Below are 24058 nucleotides of genomic sequence, written 5' to 3'. Positions count from 1 at the left end.
GCGGTCTCGTAAGACCGGACTACGGCGCGGTCGTCGCCCCGTCGGTGGGCAGCCGCACGTCTTCGGCGCCGACACAGGCCCCGGCCGCCGGAACATACCCGACCGCATTGGCCACGTCGACCAGCGCCGTTGAGCCGCTCACCGCTTCGGAATCGATGACGACCTCGATGGCCGGGTCGCGCCCGTAGGTCGTGTACCGGTAGGTCGGGGCGTCGGAGTCATCTTCGATCCAGTCGATGCCGTTGATGTTCAGGCAGGGCAGCGTCGTCGGCGCAGGCACCGGAACACCGCAGTGCAGCAGCACCGCGGCCGGGTCTCCCCAGGCCCCTGTCCCCTGGGCGTTCGTCTCCCGCGAGCGCTCGTCGGCGACGGTGGACGGCAGGTGCACGATTACGTCGGCGCAGGCCACATTGGTGGCATCGGCGGCCGGGGTCAGCGGCACGGCGGCGGCGCAGCCCGCCAGCAGCAGTGAGCCCGCGAGCACGGTGACGACGGCGATGGAACGACGGGGAGCGAAGCGCGGGAGCAGGAATGGGTGAGACATCGTATTCAGGCTACCGTTTCTTACATGACAACCGCTGCGGATGCCCCGCGTTCAGCCCCGCATACCGCCACCACCGAAACGCTCGCCGACCTGAGCGAAGGCGCCGTACTCGGCCGAATCTTTCCCCGGCTGCCGACCGCAGCCGCGCAGCTGCTTGGCCCGGGGGACGACGCAGCAGTCGTCTCCGCTCCCGACGGACGCTTCGTGGTGACGACCGACATGATGATTCAAGGTCCGGATTTTCGTCTGGCCTGGTCCACGCCGCACGACCTCGGTTGGAAGGCCGCGGCCACCAACCTCTCCGACGTGGCAGCGATGGGAGCCCGCCCGACCGCCCTCGTCGTAGCCATTGCCGCACCGCCGTCGACGCCCGTGGTGGTGCTCGAGGGCATCGCCGACGGGCTGCGGGACTGTTGTGAGGCACTCGCGCCCGGCTGCGGGGTGGTCGGCGGCGACCTGTCCGCGTCGGACGCCCTCACGCTGGCTGTGACGGCCTTCGGCGACCTGGAGGGCCGCGCGCCCGTATTGCGCTCGGGCGCGCGCCCCGGCGACGTTGTGGCGCACTCCGGGCTGCTCGGCGACGCCGGTCGCGGTCTCGAACTGCTGTTTCGCCTGGGCGTCGACGCCAACGGAGTGCCCAACCTTGACCGCGCCAACGCGCTCAAACTCTCGCACCCGACCGAAGTGGCAGCCCAGCTCACCCCCGTGCCGCCGATTGCGAGCGGACCGATCGCAGCCCTCGCGGGCGCCACCGCCATGCTCGACGTCTCCGATGGGCTCGCCATCGACGCCGGACGCATTGCGCGTGCCAGCGGAGTGGGCATCGATTTCGACTCCGCGAGCCTGGGCGACCGCATCGAGGTCGCTCTTGGCGGCGGCGAAGACCACGGGCTGCTGGCAACTTTCCCGCCCGGCGCCGTTCTGCCGGCGGGCTTTCGGAGCCTCGGAACGGTTGTGGCGGCATCCGCTTCGCACGCGGGCATGATCACCGTCGACGGTTCCCCGCACGATCAGGGCGGCTGGGACCCCTATCGCGGCTGGGACGGCGCGGCGGGCTAATTCAGTTCAGGTGGAGAGGCGTACCAGACAGTCGTGTCGCCGTAGTCCTTGCGGCGATCGAGCTCGAGCCCGGGGCCCCATTCCGGCTCGGGTGAGCGGGAACTGCGCTCCAGCACCACGAGCGCGTCGTCGGCCAGCAGTGGGGCCAACGCACTCAGATTGTGCCCGAGCTCAACCTCGGTGAGGTCGTACGGCGGGTCGATGAAGACGACATCGAAGCCGTCCTTGGTGGCCGCCAGGAACGACTGCACCGCCTGTGACGACACCGCAATCTTCAGTTCTGCACCTTTCGGGGCTGACCGCTGCACGGCCTCGCCGTTCTTGCGGCACATGGCCGCCGCGCCGTAACTGTTCTCGACCAGCGTCACCACTCGCGCTCCGCGGCTCGCTGCTTCGAGTCCCAGAGCGCCCGATCCGGCATACAGGTCGAGAACGCGCATGCCGTGCAAGGCATCAAGTGAGTCGAGTGCCGAGAAGATGGCCTCGCGCACCCGGTCGCTGGTCGGTCGGGTGCCCGATTTCGGAACCGCCAAAGTCAGGGAGCCGGCAAACCCGGAAATAATTCGCGTCATAACCCATCGAGCCTAGCTGCCCTGTCAGAGGCCCGGTTTACGATGGAACCATGACCGGTTCGAGCGCTGCCAGTGGCCCCGAATTCGATGGTGGTTCCCTGCCGGCACCCCGGCTGCAGCCTCTCACCCCCGATAGCAGCCTGACGAGTGCCCTCGGCGCACTCAAGGCGAAAGCGCTCCTGAAGGCGTTCGGTTTTCAGACCGTCAACGACTTGCTCAGCCACTACCCGCGCGACTACGCCGACCGCGAGGTGCTCCGACCGCTGAATCAACTCACCCCCGGCGCCAACATCACGGTCATCGCCGACATTGTGTCAGTGCGAGAAAAGCGCATGTCATCGCGGCCCGGCACGATCGTTGAGGTGGTCATTTCCGACGGAGGTGGGGAGTTCCTGCTCACGTTCTTCGGCAAGAGCAGCCAGCAGTGGCGTCTCGATCAATTGCGCCCAGGGCTGCGTGGCAGTTTTTCCGGCAAGGTGACCACCTTTCAAAACCGGAGTCAGCTGGCGAACCCGTCGTACAAGACCTTTGAAAGCGAAGAAGAAGAGGCTCGCGATGACCCGGCGGTGCGGCTTCGCCACAAGCCGCTCATCCCCATTTACGCGGCAACGGCCGCAGAGACCAGCTGGAACCTGCAGACCATGATCGACCAGGTGCTGCAACGCGTGGGCAACCTGCCCGACCCGGTTCCCCAGGACATGCGGATCGAACACGGCCTGCTCGACCACACCCAGGCCATCCGCTGGATTCACAGCCCCGACAATCCGAAGCAATGGAAGGCCGCGGAGGAGACGTTGCGGTTCACCGAGGCCTGGGTGCTGCAGTGCGCGCTCCTGCAGCGGCACAGTCTCGCGCGGGAGCGCCGAACCCGGCCGCGAGTGCCCACCCCTGGCGGGTACCTCGAACGCTTTGACGCGACCCTGCCGTTCGTACTGACGGTCGACCAGGAGATCTGTGCGGCCGAGATCGCCAGCGACATGGCCCGGTCTGGCCCCATGAACCGGTTGCTGCAGGGCGAGGTCGGTTCGGGCAAGACTGTTGTCGCCCTGCGGGCCATGCTCGCCGTAGCCGACAGCGGAGGCCAGACGGCGCTGCTGGCACCCACCGAAGTGCTGGCTGCGCAGCATCTGCGGTCGATCACCACGCTTCTCGGCCCCGATCTCGCGGCCGAACTCATGCCGACACTACTGACCGGCAAGCTGCCGGTCGCCCAGAAGCGCAAGGCACTGCTGCGCACGGTGTCGGGTCAGTCGCGCATCGTGATCGGCACCCACGCGCTGCTCAGCGATACCGTAACGTTCTTCGATCTCGGTTTGATCGTCATCGACGAACAGCACCGGTTTGGCGTCGACCAGCGTGAAACCCTGCGGTTGAAGGGCGCGCAGCCACCGCACGTGCTGGTCATGACGGCCACGCCCATTCCGCGCACGATCGCGATGACAGTGTTCGGCGACCTCGACGTGAGTACCATTCGCATGCTGCCGTCGGGGCGCCAAGGGATTCGCAGTGTCGTGGTGCCCATGGGCGAGAACGGAGCCCTGTTTGGGCGGGTCTGGGCGAGCCTGGCGCAGGAGCTCGCGCTCGGGCGTCAGGGCTTCGTTGTCTGTCCGGCGATTTCTCCGGCAGAAATTGAGGAAGTCCCCGCTGACCTGGTCGGAATCGAACCGTCGCACGGAGAGAAAGCCGGTCCCCTGTTCAACGTGGACGAGGTTCTCGAAGGCATGCGCGGCGTACCGACGCTCGCCCCCTATCGTCTGGAGGCCCTGCACGGGCGCATGACGAGCGACGAGAAAGACCGCATCATGCGGTCGTTCGCCGCCGGCGAGATCGATGTTCTCGTGGCCACGACCGTTATCGAGGTGGGTGTCGACGTGCCGAACGCCTCGGCCATGGTGGTGCTCGACGCGGATCGCTTCGGTGTCTCCCAGTTGCACCAGTTGCGCGGCCGTGTCGGGCGCGGGTCCGTGCCAGGCCTCTGCCTTCTGGTCACCAATTCCCGGGCCGGGTCTCCGGCCCGCCAGCGCATCGGCGATGTCGCCGCGACGCTGGATGGTTTCGTACTCGCCGAACTCGACCTCGCCCTGCGCCGAGAGGGCAACGTGCTCGGCGATCTGCAATCGGGTGACGGCTCGAAACTGCGTTTTCTTCGGGTGGCGGTCGACGGCGACCTGATCGCCGAGGTGCGACGGGCGGCCTTCCACTTGGTGACGGGCGATCCGGGCATCCGCACCAATGAGGCTCTGCGCAATGCGATCGCGCGCCGCCTGAACGATTCCGAACGCAGCTGGCTCAACAAAGGCTGATTATGTCCACGCCAAGCGGATGCGTCGGGCAGCGTTCCGTCAGCGTCTGGCAGTAGGGTGTGATCATGCGCAGGATCGCCGTTGTCCCTGGATCATTTGACCCCGTCACCCTGGGCCACTTGGACGTGATCGATCGCGCGGCCGGCCTGTTCGACGAGCTCCATGTGCTCGTGGTGCATAACCCCGACAAATCGGCCCTGTTGCCGATCAGCCAGCGAGTGTCGCTGCTGGAACAGGCCATCAAAGAAGCCGGGCTTCCGACCAATATCGTGGTCGCCAGCTGGAGCATGGGGCTGCTCGTCGACTACTGCATGGATGTCGGTGCGAGCGTTCTGGTGAAGGGCATCCGTTCGCAGGTTGACGTGGCCTACGAGACTCCCATGGCGATCGTGAATCGCAATCTGGCCGCGGTAGAAACGGTCTTTCTGCTGCCCGACCCGGCCAACGCCCATGTCTCCAGCTCCCTGGTACGCCAGGTGGCCGGTCTCGGCGGCGATGTCTCGCCCTACGTGCCACGGGCCGTAGCGGAATATCTGGAGCGTTCGCGGGTATGAACCTCAAACCGACTCGCTCCTCCACCGATTCAAGCAGGGCGGAACTGGCGTCGGTTCCGTCGAATGACGCTGACACGACCGTTGACCTCGGGGAACTGCAAGAAGCCGGACGCGCGATCATGCGCAACGTTGAGACGGTTATTGATGGCAAGCACGAGGCTGTGCAGATCGCCCTGACCGTTCTGCTGGCCGAAGGGCACCTCCTAATCGAAGATGTGCCCGGTGTCGGCAAGACCATGCTCGCCAAGGCCCTCGCCCGTTCCGTGGATTGCACGGTCGGGCGCATTCAATTCACCCCGGACCTGCTGCCCTCCGATGTGACCGGGGTGTCGGTGTTCAATCAGGCCGAGCGTCGGTTTGAGTTCAAACCGGGCCCGGTCTTCGCCAACATCGTCATCGGTGACGAGATCAACCGGGCGAGTCCGAAAACCCAGTCGGCGCTGCTGGAATCCATGGAGGAACGCCAGGTCACCGTCGACGGCGTCACGTACCCGCTCGCCCTGCCGTTCACCGTCATCGCCACCCAGAACCCGATCGAGATGGAGGGAACGTACGCCCTTCCGGAAGCGCAGCGGGACCGGTTCATGGCCCGCATCTCCATGGGATATCCCGACCCCGACTCTGAGCTCGCGATGCTCGACTCGCGCGACACGAACAGCCCGCTCGCACTGATCTCGGCCGTGGTGTCGGGGGAGACCCTGCGCGACATGATGCTCACGGCGCGAGGCGTCTTCGCCTCTGGCGCGGTCAAGGAATACGCGGTCAATCTCGTGCGGGCCACCCGCGACGACCGGGACCTGCGCCTCGGCGCCAGCCCGCGCGCGACCCTGCAGCTCATCCGTGCCGCGAAGGCCCAGGCGGCGTTGAACGGTCGGGACTACGTGCTGCCCGACGACATCGACTCGCTCGCCGTGGCCGTTCTCGGCCATCGGCTGGTCCCCACCAGCCGGGCGCTCGGCCACCACCACCAGGACAGCGGTCCGGTGATCGACGACATCGTGCGTCGAATCCTCGCTGATACGCCGGTGCCAATCGGTGTCGCGGCATCCGCTCTGTCCCGATCGGTGACGCAGGTGCGTGCCGTTGGATCTACCGGAACGTCGTAGTCATGGCACGCGGGGTGAGAGATTCCGGGCTGGTCAATGCCGACTGGTACACGCGGCTGGCAGCCCGATTCGCCACGCGTCTCACCCTGCGCGGCTGGGTTATTCTGGCCGCCGGAGTCGTGCTGTTCGCCAACGCGGTGCTGGTCAACAGCCGCGACATGCTATTCGTGGCCAGCCTGATGATCGTGGCTCCGCTCGTCGCCGCCGGTTACGTTTCGCTCCGCCCGGCCCGGGTCGAGGTCACCAGGGTCTTTCGGCCGCCGATCGTGCCGGTCGGCGGTGAGAGTGTGGTCTCGCTGCAGCTGAGCAACCTCTCGGCGACACCGCTCAGCGGCGCCTGGTGGGCTGACACCCCGTCGCCCGGCGTGGAGGCGCCGCCGGCGGCTATCCTTCCACTCGTTAGTCGGAACGGCGCAACCGGCGCGACTGTGCGTCTGGAATACACTGTCGTGCCGCGACATCGCGGCGTCTACGACGTCGGCCCGCTCCGCGTGTCACGCCAGGACCCATTTGGCTTCGCGCGCAGCAACCGAACTGCCGGCTCTCCCCACGACCTGATCGTGACGCCGCGCGTGACGCCGCTACCGGGCAACGGCCTTGCGCAGTCCAGCAACGATGGGTCGATTCGCGAGCTGGTGCGCCAGGCCACCCCCACCTCCGACGAACTCATCGCCCGCGAATACCGCCCTGGGGATGCGCTGCGTCGCGTCAACTGGCCGGCCACCGCCCGGCACGGCGAAATCATGGTGCGGCAGGAGGAGCAGCGCAGCAACCCGGAGGCCCGGATCGTGCTCGATACGACCCTGGCCGGCGCGGCGGGGCTCGGCGCCGGGCATCTTCCACCGCATCTCGGGGCCGGATTTGAACTCGAGATCGAGCTGGCAGCATCCGTTGGTGTGCACCTGCTCGACGCCGGTTACCGGGTCGAGGTGATCGAGCTGGGTGCCAGCCAGTTGCTGCCGGGCGACCAGCAGACCCTGGGCGGGCTGCACGGCGACGTGCCAGCGACTTTTCGGGCCCCCGGCGGTGATCGCGCCCTGCTGGAAGCCCTGGCCAGTGTGGTTCCGGTGCCGTGGCCGACCCGCAGCGCTCGCCTCGCCGCAGAGCGCCGGGCGCCGCTGCGCGCAGCACTGCGGGGCGCGCAGCCATCGCTTCCGACATTCGCGATGCTCGTGAGCGTGTCCGAAGCTGATGTCGACGATCTCGTTGCCCTCGCGCGACACTGTGAACCCGCCGTCGCGTTGGTGCAACGAACGGTCGGGGCGCCGGCCCGCGAACGCCTGCAGGCCGCGGGGTGGCGCTGTGTGGAGCTGGCCACGGCCGAGAACCTGGAAGACGTATGGAACGACGTGAGCGGGGAGCGAGGAGCCAACCATGACTAGCCTGGTCGCTCAGGAGGCGCCGGCCGCAGATTCCCCGCCGCCGGCACGCCAGGTGAGCCCGCCTCGGGCGCACCGCCGTCGGCGCGGCGAGCGAGTTGCCGCGCTCTGGCCGCTCGCCCTCAGTTTGCTTTTCTTGCTGCTCAGCTCCTGTGCGGCGCTCGCGCCCCTGCTGCGCGGCAACGCCTGGTGGTGGGTCTGTGCGGCGGTTGGATCCGTCGTGCTGCTCAGCGCGGCTGTGTTTCGTCGGTTCGGGCTGCCGCGGCCGATCGCTCCGGTGGCGAGCGGCGTAGTGCTGGTCGGCACGATGACGCTCCTGTTCGGCGGTGGAACCGGCCTGTTCTGGATCATTCCGACGCCGCAAACCATTGGATTGTTCAGCGGTCTGATCGACTCCGGCGGGGCGTCCATCGCCCAGCAGAGCACGCCGGCCGAGGTGACCCTCGGCATCCTCTTTCTGCTCGCCGGCGGCACCGGGCTGATCGCGGTTCTCATGGACCTGCTCGCGGTGACGCTGCGCTGGCCCGCCCTTGCCGCAGCCGGCGCACTCGTGCCGCTCCTCGTGCCGGGATTCATCATCGACGACGGGACCGACGTCGCCGTGCTCGTGGTGACGGCGGCCGCTTTTCTACTGGTGCTGCGGGTCGATGTGTCGGCGCGTCGCGCACGGGAAGCAGCGCGTCTGGCGGTCGGACCGGGCGAGCCACGTGTGTACCGGCCAGAGCGGGTGCGCGGCCGCGGCCGGATCGGCGGCACATTCGTGCTGGGATCCGTGACCATCGTGGCTGCCCTGATTCTCAGCACGCTTGCCCCCGCCTTGACATCCGGGGGACTCGTGACGGCAAGGCCTGGTGGTTTACTGTTCGGCAGCGGAGTCAGCCCCATGATCAATCTCGGGCAGGACCTGCGTCGGCCCAAGGCTGGACCGGCATTTCACTACACCTCGACCGGCACGGAGCAGCCCTATTTCACGCTGCTCACCCTCGATGAGGTCATCGGGTTGACCTGGACGGCACGCATCGACGGGGCAGACGTGCGCAATACCGTCGACGACATCCCGCGGCCATTCGGGCTCGACGCCAACGTGGAGACGGTGCCAGCGTCGACATCGGTCGTCATCGAGGGCGTCAACAGCCATTGGCTGCCCGCACCGGCCCGCGCCACCAGCATTGAGGGCCTCACCGGTCGCTGGTACTGGGACAGCCGCACCCGGGCGATTGCGAGTGTAACGGCGAACACCCTCGGCCAGGAATATACGGTGTCGTCCCTGGAGCTGAAACCCACCGCCGAGCAACTGCGGCGCTCCAGCACCGACTATCCGGCGAGCGTCCTGGGCAATCTGCAACTGCCGGTCGATCCGCCGCCGATCATCGAGGAGACGGCCCGGCAGGTGACGGCGGAAACGACATCGAACTATGACGCTGCCGTCGCCATTCAGGACTATCTGCGCAGCAGCGCCTTCATCTACGACACCGACGCGCCCGTTGAAGACGGCTACGACGGCGGGGGAGTGGATGTGATCGGAGTGTTCCTGAAGGAAAAGCGCGGCTACTGCGTGCATTTCGCCTCCGCCATGGCCGCGATGGCACGTACCCTCGGCATTCCCTCCCGGGTCTCGCTCGGCTACCTGCCCGGCGTCAAATCCCAGGACCTCGAGCAGGGGCTCGGGCAGTACAACGTGGACTCGCACGACCTGCACGCCTGGCCGGAACTGTACTTCGTGGGAATTGGCTGGGTAAGATTCGAGCCGACGCCCGGCCGCGGTACCGTCCCCAACTACGAGCAGGCAGCGGATGTCGGCACGCCGACGGCCGCGCCCGGCGGTGCCGCCGCCACGAGTGCTCCCGGGCTCAGCCCCGACCGGCTGGCCGACGATTCCGCCCTGGAACGCGGTACCACGCCGCAGAGCGTCGAGGCCAGCAACCTGCTCGCAGTACTCGGGTTCAGCGCACTGGGTCTCCTGCTGCTGCTTCTGCCCGGGGTCGCCAGACGGATGCTCCGGCGCTCGCGGGTGCGGCGCATCCGCTCCGGAGGCGCTGGCGCCGGGCTCGCCTGGATCGAAGTGCAGCACACCAGTCTCGATCACGGCATACCGACGCCGATCACCGACACTCCGCGAGCGTTTGCCGGCCGACTGGAGCGCCTTGGAACCCTCGACCCGGCGTCGACGGAAGCGCTCGAACGAGTACTCCTCGCGCTGGAGCGATCGCGGTTCGACCGGTCGCCTGTGCGGGCCGACACCCTCGCCGCCGACCTGACCCGGGTGCTGCGCGGGCTGCACGGCGGCGCGAGTGCCGGCATCCGTTTGCGGGCAAACTTTGCGCCCACCTCGCTGTTCGCCACCCTGGCCGCGGTGCTGCGCGGAGACCGTCGCGCCCGCACGATCGCCCCCTGAACGAAGCACCCACGCGCAGCGCGTACAATTTACGACCGTGACTAAGTTCAAGAAGACGCCGTACACGGTCGACGTGCGTGACCTCATCAACCGCCCGGGCACCATGCACGAACGCCACCTCGATATTGTCGTTCCCGACGACCTCGGCGCCGGCCTCGTGGCCGTGAAAGCCGGTTCGACGCTGTCGACCGAGCTGCGCCTCGAGGCGATGCACGAGGGAATCCTGGTGAGCATCGAGGTCTATGCAAGGGCGCTCGGAGAGTGCGGCCGATGCCTCAAAGACATCGACCTGCCGGTTCGAGTTCAGTTTGCCGAGCTTTTCGGTTATCCTCAGGAGGAAGCCTTCGAGTTTGAGATTCTAGACGACCATGTCGATTTGGAATCTTTGATCCGGGACGCGGTAGTGTTAGCACTTCCGTTCCAGCCGGTATGCCGGCGGGATTGCCCTGGTCTTGACAGTGAGACCGGACAACCGCTTGCCGAACTACCCGAACTCGTTTCCGACGAGCGCTACGATCCCCGGTGGTCAGCGCTTGCGGGGTTTACGGCTTCCACAGACAAAGACATGGGTGCGGACATCCATGTTTCAGACAGCAGAGAAGAGAAGTAGTCATGGCAGTTCCGAAGCGCAAGATGTCGCGTTCCAACACCCACTCGCGTCGCGCGCAGTGGAAGGCCACGCCTCCCACCCTCGTGAAGACCATGGAGGGCGGCAAGGTCGTCTACAGCCTGCCGCACCGCGCCAAGGTTGTCACCGACTCCACCGGCACCCCGTTGTTCATGGAATACAAGGGCCGTAAAGTCGCCGACATTTAAGTCGCGGCTTTTCTATGGGCCGGAGATCGGTCGATGAAAAACGCTGATACCGAGCGGTCGCCCCTGTTGGCGACCCTCGGAGTGCAGATTGAACCGGTGATTCTGGAGCTTGCTCTGACCCACCGGTCGTTTGCGTACGAAAACGGCGGAATTCCCACCAACGAGCGCCTCGAATTTCTGGGCGACTCGATTCTGGGTCAGGCCGTCACGGTGATGCTCTATCGCACCTACCCCAACCTCGATGAGGGCGACCTGGCCAAGCGCCGGGCCAGTCTGGTATCCACGGCCGCGCTGGCGCAGATCGCTCGCGGCCTGGGTTTGGGTGAGTATATTCGACTCGGCCGAGGCGAAATCCTCACCGGCGGGCGCGATAAGGCATCCATTCTGGCCGACACCGTCGAAGCGCTCATCGGAGCGACTTTTCTCGACGCCGGTGGCGACGTCGCCACCGCGTTCGTGTTGCGCCTGATCGAGCCGCTCCTGGCCGAACCGGGCCACTTCGGTGTGTTGATGGACCCGAAGACGAGCCTGCAGGAACTCGCCGCGAGTAAAGGCGTCGGCGTTCCCGTCTACACGCTCGAAGCCAGCGGTCCCGATCACTCCAAGGTGTTCGTCGCGACCGTCGACATCGGCTTGTCCGTCAACGCCCAGGGCGTCGGCCCGAGCAAGAAATTCGCTGAAATGGCCGCGGCCCGAGGCGCCATCGACCAGCTCAACGCGCTCTAACCCTGTGCCGGAACTTCCCGAAGTCGAGGTCGTGCGCTCCGGCCTGCAACCGGCGGTCACCGGGGCCCTGGTCACCGGGGTTGAAATCTTCGACGAGCGTTCCCTGCGCCGCCACGTTCCGGCGGCTGAATCGTTCACGGAGCAGCTCACGGGGCACCGAATCCTTGCCGCCGTTCGCCGCGGCAAGTTTTTGTGGCTTCCCCTCGACAGCGGCCGGGCGCTCGTCATCCACCTCGGAATGAGCGGCCAGGTGCTGCTGCGCACGCCGGGCGCGGCGGTGGATCGCATGTTGCGCATCCGCTTGACGTTGGAACACCCGACCCACGGCGAGCTGTGGGTCAATTTCGTCGACCAGCGAATCTTCGGCAGCATGGCCGTCGACGCTATGCTCGCCACGAGCGACGGGCTGCCCGGCGGCTACTCAGGGCTGCTTTCAGCGGATGCCGCGTGGCAGCACCGCCTTCCCGCGCAGGTCGCGCACATTGCTCGCGACCCGATCGACCCGTCGTTCTCGTCTCCGATGTTTCTGGCGGCCCTCGCGCGCAAGAACACCGGCATCAAGCGGGCGCTGCTCGACCAGAACCTGATCAGCGGCATCGGCAATATCTACGCCGACGAGGCGCTCTTTGCCGCGCGCATCCACTATGAGCAGCCGGCCGCGTCGCTGTCGCGCGCCAGGGCGACGACGCTGCTCGCGGCCGTACGTACCATTCTGGAGCGTGCTCTTGCCGAGGGCGGCACGAGCTTCGACGCCCAGTACGTGAACGTGAACGGGCAGTCCGGGTATTTCGCGCACAGCCTGGAGGCCTATGGCCGGCAGGGTACGCCGTGCTCCCGCTGCGGCACCCTTCTGGTGCGCGAGCAGTTCATGAACCGCGGCTCGCACTTCTGCCCCAGCTGCCAGCGGTTGCGCTAGCCGCAGCACGTTGGTTGTCGGGCGTTCGCCGCCCGGCCAAGAGTTCGACCGTCTGGCGCGGGAGGTGCGCCAAAATGCTCGACCTGCGCCATTGCGCGGGACCGCGGGCAGCGGGCATCCGTTCGACCGCCTCGCGCTGCGCGGGACCTTCGGCGCTGCGCGCTGCGCGGGACCTACGGCGCCAGAGCGGATGAGCCCCGTCGCGCTGCGCGGGGACTGCGCCAGTTCGCGGGAGTTCGGGCCTGGCCAGAACTCCAGCGCAACGCGTCGCGCTGGACCTGCGCCAGTGCGTGCGAGTTCCGCCTCCCGCGCAGCGGCGCAGCCCCCGCGCGACCGTAGTATCCCGCCCGAGAGTGGCATCTGGGTGTCAGCTCTGCCAATCTTCGGTCATGGATATCGTTACAGATCGGTTGACGCTGCATCCCCTGACTCCGTGGGAGGCTCAGCGCATTGTTTACCGAAAGCCTGAACCCGACGATGTCTGGCATGCGGACTATCCGTTGGACGATGAGTTGAATCCACTCCGAGCCCTCGCCGAATCCCGCGAGGGCGAAGCAATCTTCACGCTCTATTCAATCCGGATCAACGACGGCGATGTCGCGGTGGGCGGCATCGGGTTCTTTGGCCCTCCCGACGTGAAAGGTTCGGTTGAAATCGGCTACGGCCTGGTGGAATCTGTTCGGGGACGAGGGCTCGCCACCGAGGCCCTCATCGCCGCGACTCAGTGTGCTTTGAGGAATGGAGCCGTGCAGATCAAGGCAGACACTGACCTCAAAAACTATGCATCGCAAGGAGTCCTCGTGAAAGCCGGGTTCACAGAAGTGTCCCGGTCCGACGAATTGATCTTCTACGAGTTCGGGTGAGCTCTGAACCAATCGAGGTCGCGTGATGGTCTTGCTGGCGCGGTCGCCGGGGCGTTAGGCCAGAGCGGCCTGGAGGCGCCGTCGCCTCAGCGCCCAGCGCACAGTCAGGCCGAGAACCATCACGATGACCGCTGGGATCAGGAGCGCGGCGGATCCGCCCTTCACACCCAGCGCGCTGAAGAACACCTGCACGCCGTAATCGAGCATCTCAGCCGGGTAGGCAGCAAGCACACGAGTTCCCGCGGCGGCGCTGACTGCCGTGAACAGTGCAGGTCCGATCCAGAGGGCAAGAAAACTGACGATCGCCGCAGCCACCCGGCCAATCGTTGCCAGGCCGCACCACGCCACGGCGAGCCCCACGATGACGGCCGGAACCCATCGGGTGGCGCTCAGCAGGGCCCTGCCCGTTTGCGATACGTCAAAGTCGAACGGATGCGCGATGAGCGCGCCCAGCCAGACACTGACCGTGACAGCGGCCAGGCTCACGCCCACCGTCGCACCGGCGGCAGGCGCTCGGGCGATGAGCACCAGAATAAGCAGTCCGATCACGTTGGCAGCAATGGTTCCGAGGGTCAGAGCGAGCAGGTAGACCTTCGCGGCCGGGCTCTCAGCGAGTCCGCTGGCGACTGTGACTGCGGTCTGCATGATGGCAAGGACCTGCACGAGCAGCACTCCGATCATGATCGCGGCGAATGCGAATCGGGGGTGCTGCGCGCGCGTCAACCGAGCGAAGCCGCCGGCCAGCGCTGACCCGGTCACGATCAGGGCGACGATGAGGGTGATGGTGTACTGGCTGAACGGCAGCAGGGCGATCGGCATGTCCTCCGGAACGGAGTCGACGGCCCACAAATTCTGAATGGGAAGGTGCATCCCGGTGACCAGCCAGGGCAGCAGCCCGACGATCGCCGCGAGCATCCCGACGATAAGGTATGACACCGGACCTATCGCTTTCATCCGTGTAAGTACAATCACCAGAACCCCCTCAGACTGAAACCGCAAGGCTAGCACTGCCTCAAACGGGGGGATTCGACGGTTCCGGCGGAGGCACGACGCGTTTCCAGGCGCCCTCGTAACCCATCGGTACAAAACCGAGCGCCTCGTTGACGGCCAGCATGTGCCGGTTCTCTTCAGCGTTGAATGTCGTCACCGACGGATGCCCCGGGCTCTCCTGCGCGAGATACTCCAGATTCGCTGTTTTCAGCAGCATGCCAAGGCGGTTCCCACGATGCTCGCGCAGCACGAGCGTGTCCTCCTGGCCGACGGAGCAGTCACTTTCGGCCGGCACCGACAGCTGGGTGAACGCGACCAGGTGACCGATCGGCTCGTGCAGCGCGGCCGCGGTGAGCATTCGACGCGGGCTGCCGACGCGGGAAGTCTCCTCGTCGACCAGCCGCTCGATGCTCCAGACATCTTCGGGCTCTTCGAGGCCGGCGGTAGGGGCATCCGTGCTCATGCGCGTATAGAGCAGAGCGAGATCGTCGCGCCAGGGCGGGGGAGTCGCCTCACTCCAGCAGTGCACGGTGTAGTCGCCGCCGGCGTGCGCCGCGGCATCCGCTCGGAAGCGGCGGATCACGCTCTCGTCGGCGGGCAGCGCGAGTCGGCTACCGCGCTCCACCTGCTCGAGCCGGAAGCCCCGGGTGAGGAGAAATCGCACTTCGGAGTTACCGAGCGGGACCGACCCGAAGCCGGTCGGGGCGGTCAGGCGTTCGCCCGGGCATCCGCTGACACCGTGTAGACGATCAGTTCGTGCCGATTCTCGGTGGCGGCGAGCAGCTCGACGCGATCGGCGAGGGCGGTGCCGATGCCGCGATTGCGCCAGGCCGGCAGTACCTGTGCGATCAGCCAGGCATGATCGTCGTTCGGGCCCTGCAAGGTCTCATAGGCGGCCCGGCCGACGACAGCACCGCCGACGCGTGCTACGAACATGCGCTTGGGATCGTGTTTCGTGGCGAGCCACACCGGCAGCAGCTCAGCAGCCGAATAGTTGAGTTCGGTCGTGCCGAACCCGTGCGCTTCGATTTCGTTACGGAGCGCGGCAACAGCCTCGAAATCGGGCCAGCCGGGCGCGGTCGCCCCGGCGGGAATGTCGAGTTCGTCGATCGAGAAGTCGGTCATGCTACGCCAGAGTAGTGCGACCCACTCGGGTGCGTGCGGTCGATTCGTGCAGAACCGCGGCGATTTTCGCTTTGCGACCCGAAATCACCGGAAAGGATGCTGTGTTCCATGGATTCTCCGCAGTTGGGTACGCCACACCGGGCACGAGCGGATGTCCCGGCCAGTGTCGGTGGGGCACGGTACCGTTGAATCAGCCCCGAGACCAGTACTCGCCGCGACCGACCGGAAGGGTCTCACGTTGTATCTGAAGAGCCTCACCCTCAAGGGGTTCAAGTCGTTTGCCCAGCCGACGACGTTCGCCTTTGAGCAAGGCGTTACCTGCGTCGTCGGTCCGAACGGGTCGGGCAAGTCCAACGTCGTCGATGCCCTCGCCTGGGTGATGGGGGAGCAGGGCGTGAAAACCTTGCGCGGCGGCAAGATGGAAGACGTCATCTTCGCCGGCACGTCGACCCGCGGTCCGCTCGGCCGGGCCGAGGTCATCCTCACCATCGACAACAGCGACGGCGCCCTGCCGATCGATTACTCCGAAGTCACCATTTCACGCACGCTCTTTCGCAACGGCGCGAGCGAGTACGCCATCAACGGGCGCACCTGCCGGCTGCTCGACGTACAAGAATTGCTCAGCGACTCCGGCCTCGGCCGCGAGATGCACGTCATCGTCGGGCAGGGCCAGCTCGACGCCGTGCTGCGCGCGACCCCGGAGGAACGCCGCGGCTTCATCGAAGAGGCCGCCGGCATTCTCAAACACCGCCGCCGCAAAGAAAAAACCCTGCGCAAGCTCGACGCCATGCAGACCAACCTCACCCGATTGAGCGACCTCGCGGGAGAGATTCGCCGCCAGCTCAAACCGCTCGGACACCAGGCCGAAATCGCGCGGGAGGCTCAGACCATCGCCGCCGTCGTGCGAGATGCCCGCGCCCGCCTGCTCGCTGACGATGTCGTGACGCTGCGCACTGCGCTCGACGCGCACAATCGCACCGAGAGTGAACGCCACACCGAGCGGGTCGTGCTGCAGGAGCAGCTTTCGCAGAAACAGGCTCGGGTGCAGCGGCTCGAACTCGCCCAAGTGGGAGACGCCGTCGACCTGGCACGCCGCACCAGCTATGCCCTGGAGTCGGTGCAGGAACGACTACGCGGGCTCTTCACCCTAGCCAACCAGCGGCTGGCATTATTGGGTTCGCAGGCCGAGTCGACCGGCCTCGTCTCGAGCGTCACCCCCACCATGCTGACCGAGGCTGCCGCCGAGGTAGAGCAGCTGCGCGCGGGCATCGGCATGGCTCAAATCGGCTGGGACGACTCACGAGGGCAGAGCGCGGCAGCCCGGTCGAGGCTCGACGCGGTCGACGAAGATATTGCAGCCCAGGCAGCACTCGTCTCTCGGCACGACCTCGACATCTCCCACCTGACCGGGCAATCCGAGACGGCAGCATCGCGGCTGGCTGCCGTACGTGGTGAGCAGTTGCGGCAGCAGAATGCCCGTGACGCGGCGACCGAACGCAGCATGAAGGCGCAGCTGCAACTTGACGAGTTGCAGTCCGCTGCGCCAGCCGGTGAACCGGACTCCGGCGAGCTGGCCGCGGCATTCGAGCTGGCGCAGGCTGCGGTTCAGGGTGTTGAGGCCGAGGTGGAGCGTCTGCGCGACGAGCTGCACGGCCATGAGCGGGAACGGGACGCCCAGGCGGCACGGCAGGGTGCGTTCTCCCTCGCGCTCGATCAGAAAGACGGCTCCTCGGCGTTGCTCGGCGCGAAGCTGGCCGGCATCCGTGGCCTCGTGGCCGACCACGTGCGGGTGCAGCCAGGGTTCGAAGCGGCGATCGCCGCCGCCCTCGGCTCTCTTGCCGATGCCGTGCTGGCCGACAACCGCGACGCCGCCCTCGCTGCCCTCGTTCAGGCCGAAAACGACGACTTCGGGCGGGTTGAGCTGATCGTGGCCAACGGCGACGACAGCGCGGCGCCGACCATCGAATTGGGTGCGCCGTCGGGCATACGCTGGGCGAACGCGGTCATCGACGGCCCGGCCGGCCTGCGCGGCCTGCTGGCTCAGACCGTCATCGCCGACGATCTTGCCGTGGCTCGAGCGGCCGAGCTGCCTCAGGGTCTCACGCTCATCACGCTGGCGGGCGAGGTCTTGAGCCCGTGGGTCGTGAGCGGCGGGTCCGGCTCCAGACAGAGCAAGCTCGAACTCGTTGCGGAGCGAGACGTGGCGGCCGAGAGGCTCGCGGCCGTCACCTCGCAGATCGAACGGGTGCGCTGTGAGTTCTCCGAACAGCGCACCCTGTTGCAGGCCTACAAAGAGCAGTCGGTCAGCGCACGGGCTGCCCTGCGCGCCTTCGAAACTCAGCTCGCCACGGTGACCGAACGTCGCGGACGACTCGTGGTGCAAACGGATGCCGCCGCCGCCGACGTCGACCGGGTCTCCGCCGCTCTGCAGCTCGCGAGCACGGCCGGCACCGAAGCCGAGGCTGTCGCGGCGCGGGCAGCCGCTGCACTCGACACTGCCCGGTCCCAGCCACGGCCCATCCTCGACGCGACCCTGCGGGACGCTGTGTACACCGAACTTGAGGCCGCCCGCGAGACCGAGGTCGAGAACCGGCTCCAGGTGGAAACCGCCCGTGAACGCGTGCGCGCAGGCGCTGACCGCGTCGCAACACTCACCCGTCAGCTCGAGGACGACCGCACGGCCGCTGAGGCCGCAGCGCGTCGCGCGGTCATTCGTCGCCGCCAAGTGGATGCCGCCTCCCGCGTTGCCGAAACGCTTCCGGCCGTGCTCGCCGCGGCCGACCGCTCCGTCGCCGAGGCCCGGATTCAGCTCGCGAGCGCCGAAGCCGAACGGGCGAGCCAGAACACCGAACTGCAGCAGCTTCGGCAGGGCGAGAACGTGTTGCGCGAGCGGCTGGCCTCGATCACCGAAAACGTGCACGGACTCGAACTCGAGATCTACGAGAAGAAGCTGCACCTCGCGGCCCTGCTTGAACGCGCCGGCAGCGAACTGGGTCTCACCGAAGACGTGCTCGTCGGCGAATATGGTCCCGACCAGCTGATCCCGCCCGATGACACCGACGTGAGCGGCAGCGGCAGCGAGGGCCTGGTTTTCGCTGGCGGCGCGGCCGGCGGCATCCGCTTTGATCGGGCCGAGCAGCAGAAACGGTTCGCGGCCGCCGAACGCAAGCTCGGTCAACTCGGGCGGGTCAACCCGCTGGCCCTCGAAGAATTCGCGGCGCTCGAGCAGCGGCACCGCTTTCTCACCGAGCAGCTCACCGACCTCACGGAAACCCGCAGCGACCTGCTCACCATCATCGCGGACATCGACGAGAAGATGCAGACCATCTTCTCGTCCGCGTTCGATGACACCCAGGCGGCCTTCGCCGACGTGTTCCCGGTGCTGTTTCCCGGCGGCAGCGGCAGCATCTGGCTCACCGACCCCGACGACCTGCTCACGTCCGGCATCGAGGTGTCGGTGAAACCGGCCGGAAAGAAGATCGAACGGCTGTCGCTGCTCTCCGGCGGTGAACGCTCACTCGCCGCCGTCGCGCTGCTGATTGCCATTTTCAAGGCCCGTCCGAGCCCGTTCTACATCATGGACGAGGTCGAAGCTGCGCTCGACGACGCCAACCTCGGCCGGTTGCTCACCATCTTCGAAGACCTGCGAGAGACCAGCCAGCTCATCGTGATCACGCACCAGAAACGCACCATGGAGATAGCGGATGCCCTCTACGGTGTGAGCATGCGGCAGGACGGCGTCAGTGCTGTCGTCGGCCAGCGCGTCGGCACCCGCGCGGACGAACGGGCCGATGCTGCGGTCGGTTGATCCGCGGATGCGCGCGTAATTGCCGATGCGGGCGCCCTACGCCTGCGGCGGCAGTGCGGAGATGACGGGGTGGTCTTTGGCGAGCACGCCGACCTTGGCGGCGCCGCCCGGGGAGCCGAGGTCGTCGAAGAATTCGACGTTGGCTTTGTAGTAGTCGGCCCACTGTTCGGGCAGGTCGTCTTCGTAGTAGATGGCCTCGACCGGGCAGACCGGTTCGCAGGCTCCGCAGTCGACGCACTCGTCTGGATGGATATAGAGGGAGCGTTCGCCCTCATAAATGCAGTCCACCGGGCATTCGTCGATGCAGGCACGATCTTTCACATCGACACAGGGCAGGGCGATCACATAGGTCATAGTGTCAGCAAAGCTTCCGTGCGGGAGATGGCAACCTGTTCGGCGCGGGAGATCACCTTGACGCGCTCCCGGCCGGGAGTGACCAGATCCTGGGCGCCGAGCAACTGCTCGTGCGCGTCGAGGGTGCGCCAGCCGGCCCAGGTCGTGTATTCCACGCCGCGCGCCTCGAGCAGCGCCAGAATCGTATCCGCCGAGCCGAACGCCTGGTCGCGAGCGACGAGCGCCGGTACGTCTTCGACGAGCCGGGTGATGGTCTCCAAGGCATCACCCTTGGTGTGTCCAATGAGGCCGATCGGGCCGCGCTTGATCCACCCGGTGGCGTAGAGGCCGTCGATCGGCTCGCCGGCCGCATCGAGCACGCGGCCGCCGTCGTTTGGAATAACGCCGCGCACGGCGTCGAACGGCACCTCGGTGAGGGCGCTACCGCGGTAGCCGACTGCGCGATATACGGCCTGTACCGGGTAATCCACGATGACGCCGGTCGGTCGCACGCCGCCGTCTCCGGTGTGTTCGGTGCGCTCAAAACGGATGCCTTCCACCCGGCCGTCGCCGTAGACCTCGCGCGGTGCGTGCAGAAAGTGCAGGTGCAGGCGACGTGAGGCGCCCTGCGGAGCCTTGGTGAGCCATCCGTTCAGCGTGCGGGTCATGATCTTGACCTGGTTGTTGCTCGCGACGAGATGCTCGCTGTGCGAGTCGGGAGCGAAGTCCTCGGCGTAGACCACGAGGTCGACATCGGGAATATCGGCGAGCTCGCGCAGCTCGATCGGCGTGAATTTCACCTGCGACGGCCCGCGGCGGCCGAACACGTGCACGTCGGTGACCGGCGAGCCGGCCAGCCCGGCGTAGACCGAGGCCGGGATGTCGGTGGTGAGCAGATCGTCGGCGTGCTTGGCCAGAATGCGCGCCACGTCGAGGGCCACGTTGCCATTGCCGATGACGGCGACATCGGTCGCGTCGAGCGGCCAGTCCAGCGGAACGTCGGGGTGGCCGTCGTACCAGGAGACGAAGTCGGCGGCGCCGAACGAGCCGGGCAGGTCGATGCCGGGAATGACGAGCGGTGCGTCGAGAATGGCCCCGGTGGCGAAGATGACCGCGTGGTAGTGCTCGCGCAGCTCGGCCAGGGTCAGGTCGGTGCCGTAGGTCACGTTGCCGATGAAACGAATGATGCCTGCGTCGAGCATCTCCTGCAGCGACTTCACGATGCCCTTGATGCGCGGGTGATCGGGGGCGACGCCATAGCGAATCAGACCGTACGGGGCCGGCAGCGAATCGAACAGGTCGATGGCCACCTCGTGGCCGGCCTCCAGCACGAGCCGGTTGAGAATGTTGCCGGCGTAGATGCCGGCCGGGCCGGCGCCGATGATGGCAACGCGCAGGGCAGAGGGAGCGGGGGTCATAACGGGCCTTTCAAACAAGGGACAAGGACAAAGGATGCGCGCAGGTCAACGCAGGCCGGCGGCCATGAGTCCGCGGCGACGCAGCAATCGGCGCTCGATCGGCGCGAAGATGACGAGTTCGACCAGGATGCCGACGAAGAGGATCACCAGGATCGTGGCAAGTACGCCGGACAGGTCGGCGAGCTCGCGGCTCTGGTGCAGCATCGACCCGAGACCGAACCCGATGTCGCCGCCGATCACGATGATCTCCGCGGCCATGAGGGAGCGCCAGGCAAAGGCCCAGCCCTGTTTGAGACCGGAGAAGTAGCCCGGCAGGGCCGCCGGCAGCACTACGAGGGTCGCCATTTGCAGGCGCGAGGCGCCGAGGACCGTGCCAACGCGGCGCAGCTGCGGGGGAATCTGGTCGACGCCGGAGACGAGCCCATTGGCGATGGACGGCACAGCGCCCATCAGGATCACGAAGTACACGGTGGCGTCGCTGAGGCCGAACCAGATGATTGCGGCGGGCACCCAGGCGACGGAGGGCAGCACCTGCAGGCCCGACAACAGCGGACCGAGCGCTCGTCGCACCGGTCGGCATTCGGCCAGCAGCAATCCGATCGGGGTGCCGATGGCTACGGCGATGATAAAACCGAGCCCGCCGCGTTCGAGGCTCGTCGTCACCGCGAGCTGCAGGCGGTCACTGTTCCAGGCGCTCACCAGGGCGCCGAACACATCGAGGGGTCCGGGGATCAGGTCGGGGCGCGGTTTGACGATGAGAATGTAGACCTGCCAGGCCAGGGCGAGTCCGATGAGCAGCAGAATGGGCGGCAGCACACCGTCGACGGTGCGTCGAACGGCACCGCGCGGGGTTTCGGGGACGGCCTGCAATGAATCCAATCCGGCTTCGAGGCGACGCAGTTCGTCGTGGCTCGGGTCGTGGGCCGTTGCGGTACGGGTGTCAAGCGGCATTGCGGCGGATCTCCTGTCGCAACTGGTCGGTGATTTCGTCGCTCAGCCGGGCGACTTCGGGGGATTCGATGCGGCGTGAGCCGGTGTCGGTGATGGTCCACTCGTTGACGATGCGGCCGGGGCGGGAGGACATCAGCAGGATGCGTTCGCCCAGCCGGGCGGCCTCCCGCACGTTGTGGGTGACGAACACGATGGTGCGGCCGGTCTGCCGCCAGACCCGTTCCAGCTCCTCGTGCAGCAGGTCGCGGGTGATGGCGTCGAGGGCGGCGAACGGTTCGTCCATCAGTAGGACCTTGCGGTCCTGTGCCAGCGAACGGGCCAGCGCAACGCGCTGCCGCATGCCTCCGGAGAGTTCGTGCGGGCGCTTGTCGCCGGCATCGGCCAGGTTGACCAGGTCGAGCAGCTCGAGGGCCTCGCCGCGGCGGTCCTTGCGGGGGACCCCGCCCAGCTTGAGGGCGAGTTCAACGTTGCGGCCGGCGGTCAGCCAGGGGAACAGTGCTGCGTCCTGGAACATGACGGCGGCCTTGCCGCTCGCCACGGTGACGGCGCCCTCGGTCGGTTTCTCCAGGCCGGCGATGATGTTCAGCAGCGTGGACTTGCCGCATCCGCTTGCCCCGAGCAGACAGACGAACTGGCCGGGCTCGATCGACAGGTTGATGTTGTCGAGCACGAGCGGGCCGGTGCCGTAGCGCTTGCCGAGAGCATCGACCGTGATGGCGGCCGGCTCGAGCGCCGTGGCAGTCGGCGCCACGGCAACGTTCGTGAGCGAACTCACGGTGACACTTCCGACCCGGCGCCCGAACCATCGCCCGCACGCGTCGGCTCGCCGGGAGCGGTGACGATGCCGGCCGCGAGGGTCGCGCCGTCCTGCGGGTGAATCACCAGGAACGCGCCGGAGCGGCGGTTCTGCGCGTAGGGTTCCACCGGCAGATCGCGCGACAAGCGGATGCTCGCCTGCCCGATATCGTTCACGGCCAGGCTCGTGGCCGGTTGGGCGCCGAGCGTCGTCAGGTCGAGCCGACCGGTGACCTCGCTGATCAGGGCCTGCATGACGGTCGTACCGAACTTCACGAGCACGCGGGCGCCCGGTGCGAGCGGGCGCGGGTCGAGCCAGAACAGGTCGGCCGAGAGGGTGCGGGTCACCGGCGGCAGGCTGCCGGCGGCGGCAATCACCGCGCCACGGGCAATGTCGAGGTCGTCGGCCAGGCGCAGCGCGATCGATTGCGGTGCGAAGGCCTCGTCGAGAGCGACCCCGGCGAAATCGATTCCGGTGACGGTGCTGATGCCGCCGCCCGGCTCAACACTCACGGTGTCGCCGACCTTGATGCTGCCGCTCGCCACCTGCCCGGCATAGGCCCGATAGTCACGGTACGAGTCGGCGAGCTCGGGGGCGACGACGACCGCGCCCTGAGGCCGCAGCACGAGCTGTACCGGCAGGCGGAACGCCTCGGTGGTTTGGCCGCGCTCGTCCAGATCGTCGATCACCGTGAGGGTTTCGAGCAGTTCGAGCAGGCTCGGTCCGGCATACCAGGGGGTGCGCTCGGAGCGGTCGACGACGTTGTCGCCGACCAGGGCCGACACTGGAATCACATGAACTTCTGCACGTGAGTCAGAACCGAGGCCGAGTTCGGTGGTGACGAGACGAACGGATGCCTCCACCTCACGGTAGGCCGCTTCGTTGTAGTCCAGCAGGTCGATCTTGTTGACCGCGACGATCACGTGCGGCACGCGCAGCAGGGCGACGACGCTGAGGTGTCGACGGGTCTGCTCGAGCACCCCCTTACGGGCGTCGATGAGCATGATGACGGCATCCGCTGTGGTGGCGCCGGTGACCATGTTGCGGGTGTACTGCACGTGGCCGGGGCAGTCGGCGAGGATGAAGGACCGGGCGGGCGTGGCGAAGTAGCGGTAGGCCACGTCGATGGTGATGCCCTGTTCGCGTTCGGCCCGCAGGCCGTCGGTCAGCAGGGCGAAGTCGATGCCGCCGCCTATCCCGCCGAAGCCGCGCTCGGTGGAGGTGCGGGTGACCGCTTCGAGCTGGTCGGCGAGGATGGCTTTCGAGTCGTGCAGCAGGCGGCCCACCAGGGTGGACTTGCCGTCGTCGACCGAACCGGCCGTCGCGAAGCGAAACAGGGTGCCAACGGGCTCGGCGACGGCGGTTTCTTCGGCTTTCGCTTGGGTGTCAATGGTGAGGGTCATC

22 protein-coding genes are annotated in these 24058 nt (G+C 67.0%); 12 read left to right on the top strand and 10 right to left on the bottom strand.

Annotation, left to right across the window (positions count from 1 at the left end):
• Positions 1–19: 19 nt before the first annotated feature.
• A complete protein-coding gene (locus BLS91_RS13245) occupies positions 20–544 on the bottom strand; it encodes a DUF3515 family protein (RefSeq protein WP_092341230.1) in 525 nt (174 codons plus the stop codon).
• A gap of 24 nt (positions 545–568) precedes the next feature.
• On the opposite strand from BLS91_RS13245, the gene thiL reads away from it, so the two are divergent.
• Entirely contained in the window at positions 569–1603 is a 1035-nt protein-coding gene (gene thiL, locus BLS91_RS13240) for a thiamine-phosphate kinase (protein WP_092341229.1), read from the top strand.
• Here thiL and rsmD read toward each other — a convergent pair.
• The gene (gene rsmD, locus BLS91_RS13235; protein WP_092341228.1) at positions 1600–2175 is read right to left on the bottom strand and encodes a 16S rRNA (guanine(966)-N(2))-methyltransferase RsmD; all 576 of its coding nucleotides are present in this window, start codon (positions 2173–2175) and stop codon (positions 1600–1602) included. The genes thiL and rsmD overlap by 4 nt on opposite strands.
• A 50-nt stretch (positions 2176–2225) precedes the next feature.
• Between rsmD and BLS91_RS13230 the strand changes: the two genes are divergently transcribed.
• The 10 genes from BLS91_RS13230 (at position 2226) to BLS91_RS13185 (ending at position 13233) form a co-directional block, all read left to right on the top strand.
• Positions 2226–4478, top strand: a complete 2253-nt coding sequence (locus BLS91_RS13230) for an ATP-dependent DNA helicase RecG (protein ID WP_092341227.1) — start codon at positions 2226–2228, stop codon at positions 4476–4478.
• A 65-nt stretch (positions 4479–4543) separates the two neighbouring features.
• Complete coding sequence (gene coaD / locus BLS91_RS13225) at positions 4544–5032, top strand: pantetheine-phosphate adenylyltransferase (protein WP_092341312.1); 489 nt, start codon at positions 4544–4546, stop codon at positions 5030–5032.
• Entirely contained in the window at positions 5029–6138 is a 1110-nt protein-coding gene (locus BLS91_RS13220) for an AAA family ATPase (protein ID WP_092341226.1), read from the top strand. Before coaD ends, BLS91_RS13220 begins: the two co-directional genes overlap by 4 nt.
• Before the next feature lie 14 nt (positions 6139–6152).
• Complete coding sequence (locus BLS91_RS13215; protein WP_170211115.1) at positions 6153–7520, top strand: DUF58 domain-containing protein; 1368 nt, start codon at positions 6153–6155, stop codon at positions 7518–7520.
• Complete coding sequence (locus BLS91_RS13210) at positions 7513–9912, top strand: transglutaminase TgpA family protein (RefSeq protein WP_092341224.1); 2400 nt, start codon at positions 7513–7515, stop codon at positions 9910–9912. Before BLS91_RS13215 ends, BLS91_RS13210 begins: the two co-directional genes overlap by 8 nt.
• A 37-nt stretch (positions 9913–9949) precedes the next feature.
• Positions 9950–10522, top strand: a complete 573-nt coding sequence (locus tag BLS91_RS13205) for a YceD family protein (RefSeq protein ID WP_233197234.1) — start codon at positions 9950–9952, stop codon at positions 10520–10522.
• A gap of 2 nt (positions 10523–10524) precedes the next feature.
• Positions 10525–10728 carry a 50S ribosomal protein L32 gene (gene rpmF / locus BLS91_RS13200; protein ID WP_092108959.1) on the top strand — a complete coding sequence of 68 codons (204 nt, stop codon included), beginning with the start codon at positions 10525–10527 and terminating at the stop codon, positions 10726–10728.
• A gap of 33 nt (positions 10729–10761) precedes the next feature.
• Positions 10762–11454: a ribonuclease III gene (rnc, locus tag BLS91_RS13195; protein WP_092341223.1), complete on the top strand. Its 693-nt coding sequence runs from the start codon at positions 10762–10764 to the stop codon at positions 11452–11454.
• Positions 11455–11458: 4 nt separating this feature from the next.
• Positions 11459–12370, top strand: a complete 912-nt coding sequence (mutM, locus tag BLS91_RS13190) for a bifunctional DNA-formamidopyrimidine glycosylase/DNA-(apurinic or apyrimidinic site) lyase (protein WP_092341222.1) — start codon at positions 11459–11461, stop codon at positions 12368–12370.
• 389 nt (positions 12371–12759) lie between these two features.
• Positions 12760–13233, top strand: a complete 474-nt coding sequence (locus tag BLS91_RS13185) for a GNAT family N-acetyltransferase (RefSeq protein ID WP_092341221.1) — start codon at positions 12760–12762, stop codon at positions 13231–13233.
• Positions 13234–13287: 54 nt separating this feature from the next.
• Here BLS91_RS13185 and BLS91_RS13180 read toward each other — a convergent pair whose 3' ends face one another.
• The 3 genes from BLS91_RS13180 to BLS91_RS13170 form a co-directional block, all read right to left on the bottom strand.
• On the bottom strand, positions 13288–14169 hold the full coding sequence (locus BLS91_RS13180; protein ID WP_134505127.1) for a hypothetical protein: 882 nt from the start codon (positions 14167–14169) through the stop codon (positions 13288–13290).
• A gap of 76 nt (positions 14170–14245) precedes the next feature.
• Entirely contained in the window at positions 14246–14887 is a 642-nt protein-coding gene (locus tag BLS91_RS13175) for a hypothetical protein (RefSeq protein ID WP_092341219.1), read from the bottom strand.
• Positions 14888–14931: 44 nt separating this feature from the next.
• The gene (locus BLS91_RS13170; RefSeq protein ID WP_092341218.1) at positions 14932–15348 is read right to left on the bottom strand and encodes a GNAT family N-acetyltransferase; all 417 of its coding nucleotides are present in this window, start codon (positions 15346–15348) and stop codon (positions 14932–14934) included.
• Between the two features lie 238 nt (positions 15349–15586).
• Between BLS91_RS13170 and smc the strand changes: the two genes are divergently transcribed.
• Positions 15587–19156 carry a chromosome segregation protein SMC gene (smc, locus tag BLS91_RS13165; RefSeq protein WP_092341310.1) on the top strand — a complete coding sequence of 1190 codons (3570 nt, stop codon included), beginning with the start codon at positions 15587–15589 and terminating at the stop codon, positions 19154–19156.
• A 36-nt stretch (positions 19157–19192) separates the two neighbouring features.
• On the opposite strand, the gene fdxA is transcribed toward smc, so the two are convergent.
• The 5 genes from fdxA to BLS91_RS13140 are packed head-to-tail and all read right to left on the bottom strand — an operon-like array spanning position 19193 to position 24057.
• Entirely contained in the window at positions 19193–19510 is a 318-nt protein-coding gene (gene fdxA, locus BLS91_RS13160) for a ferredoxin (RefSeq protein ID WP_092341217.1), read from the bottom strand.
• Positions 19507–20907, bottom strand: a complete 1401-nt coding sequence (locus BLS91_RS13155) for an FAD-dependent oxidoreductase (RefSeq protein ID WP_092341216.1) — start codon at positions 20905–20907, stop codon at positions 19507–19509. Before BLS91_RS13155 ends, fdxA begins: the two co-directional genes overlap by 4 nt.
• 45 nt (positions 20908–20952) lie before the next feature.
• A complete protein-coding gene (locus BLS91_RS13150; protein WP_092341215.1) occupies positions 20953–21858 on the bottom strand; it encodes an ABC transporter permease in 906 nt (301 codons plus the stop codon).
• Positions 21848–22633, bottom strand: coding sequence for an ABC transporter ATP-binding protein (locus tag BLS91_RS13145; protein ID WP_241982988.1), 786 nt, complete (start codon positions 22631–22633; stop codon positions 21848–21850). The genes BLS91_RS13150 and BLS91_RS13145 overlap by 11 nt, the downstream gene beginning before the upstream one ends.
• The gene (locus tag BLS91_RS13140; RefSeq protein WP_092341214.1) at positions 22630–24057 is read right to left on the bottom strand and encodes a sulfate adenylyltransferase subunit 1; all 1428 of its coding nucleotides are present in this window, start codon (positions 24055–24057) and stop codon (positions 22630–22632) included. The genes BLS91_RS13145 and BLS91_RS13140 overlap by 4 nt, the downstream gene beginning before the upstream one ends.
• Between the last annotated feature and the right edge of the window lies 1 nt (position 24058).

Origin of the sequence: Cryobacterium flavum (genome assembly GCF_900103805.1) — a bacterium.
In the GTDB taxonomy this organism is placed as follows: Bacteria; Actinomycetota; Actinomycetes; order Actinomycetales; family Microbacteriaceae; genus Cryobacterium; species Cryobacterium flavum.
The sequence above is the reverse complement of the archived record's forward strand: the minus strand, read 5'-3'. Positions and strand labels throughout refer to the sequence as shown.

Coding starts and splice junctions, on each gene's coding strand:
- BLS91_RS13245 (WP_092341230.1), bottom strand. CDS start 544: ATGTCTCACCCATTCCTGCTCCCGCGCTTCGCTCCCCGTCGTTCCATC.
- BLS91_RS13230 (WP_092341227.1), top strand. CDS start 2,226: ATGACCGGTTCGAGCGCTGCCAGTGGCCCCGAATTCGATGGTGGTTCC.
- fdxA (WP_092341217.1), bottom strand. CDS start 19,510: ATGACCTATGTGATCGCCCTGCCCTGTGTCGATGTGAAAGATCGTGCC.
- BLS91_RS13140 (WP_092341214.1), bottom strand. CDS start 24,057: ATGACCCTCACCATTGACACCCAAGCGAAAGCCGAAGAAACCGCCGTC.
- BLS91_RS13210 (WP_092341224.1), top strand. CDS start 7,513: ATGACTAGCCTGGTCGCTCAGGAGGCGCCGGCCGCAGATTCCCCGCCG.
- rnc (WP_092341223.1), top strand. CDS start 10,762: ATGAAAAACGCTGATACCGAGCGGTCGCCCCTGTTGGCGACCCTCGGA.
- BLS91_RS13220 (WP_092341226.1), top strand. CDS start 5,029: ATGAACCTCAAACCGACTCGCTCCTCCACCGATTCAAGCAGGGCGGAA.
- BLS91_RS13155 (WP_092341216.1), bottom strand. CDS start 20,907: ATGACCCCCGCTCCCTCTGCCCTGCGCGTTGCCATCATCGGCGCCGGC.
- BLS91_RS13150 (WP_092341215.1), bottom strand. CDS start 21,858: ATGCCGCTTGACACCCGTACCGCAACGGCCCACGACCCGAGCCACGAC.
- thiL (WP_092341229.1), top strand. CDS start 569: ATGACAACCGCTGCGGATGCCCCGCGTTCAGCCCCGCATACCGCCACC.
- rsmD (WP_092341228.1), bottom strand. CDS start 2,175: ATGACGCGAATTATTTCCGGGTTTGCCGGCTCCCTGACTTTGGCGGTT.
- BLS91_RS13170 (WP_092341218.1), bottom strand. CDS start 15,348: ATGACCGACTTCTCGATCGACGAACTCGACATTCCCGCCGGGGCGACC.
- coaD (WP_092341312.1), top strand. CDS start 4,544: ATGCGCAGGATCGCCGTTGTCCCTGGATCATTTGACCCCGTCACCCTG.
- BLS91_RS13185 (WP_092341221.1), top strand. CDS start 12,760: ATGGATATCGTTACAGATCGGTTGACGCTGCATCCCCTGACTCCGTGG.
- rpmF (WP_092108959.1), top strand. CDS start 10,525: ATGGCAGTTCCGAAGCGCAAGATGTCGCGTTCCAACACCCACTCGCGT.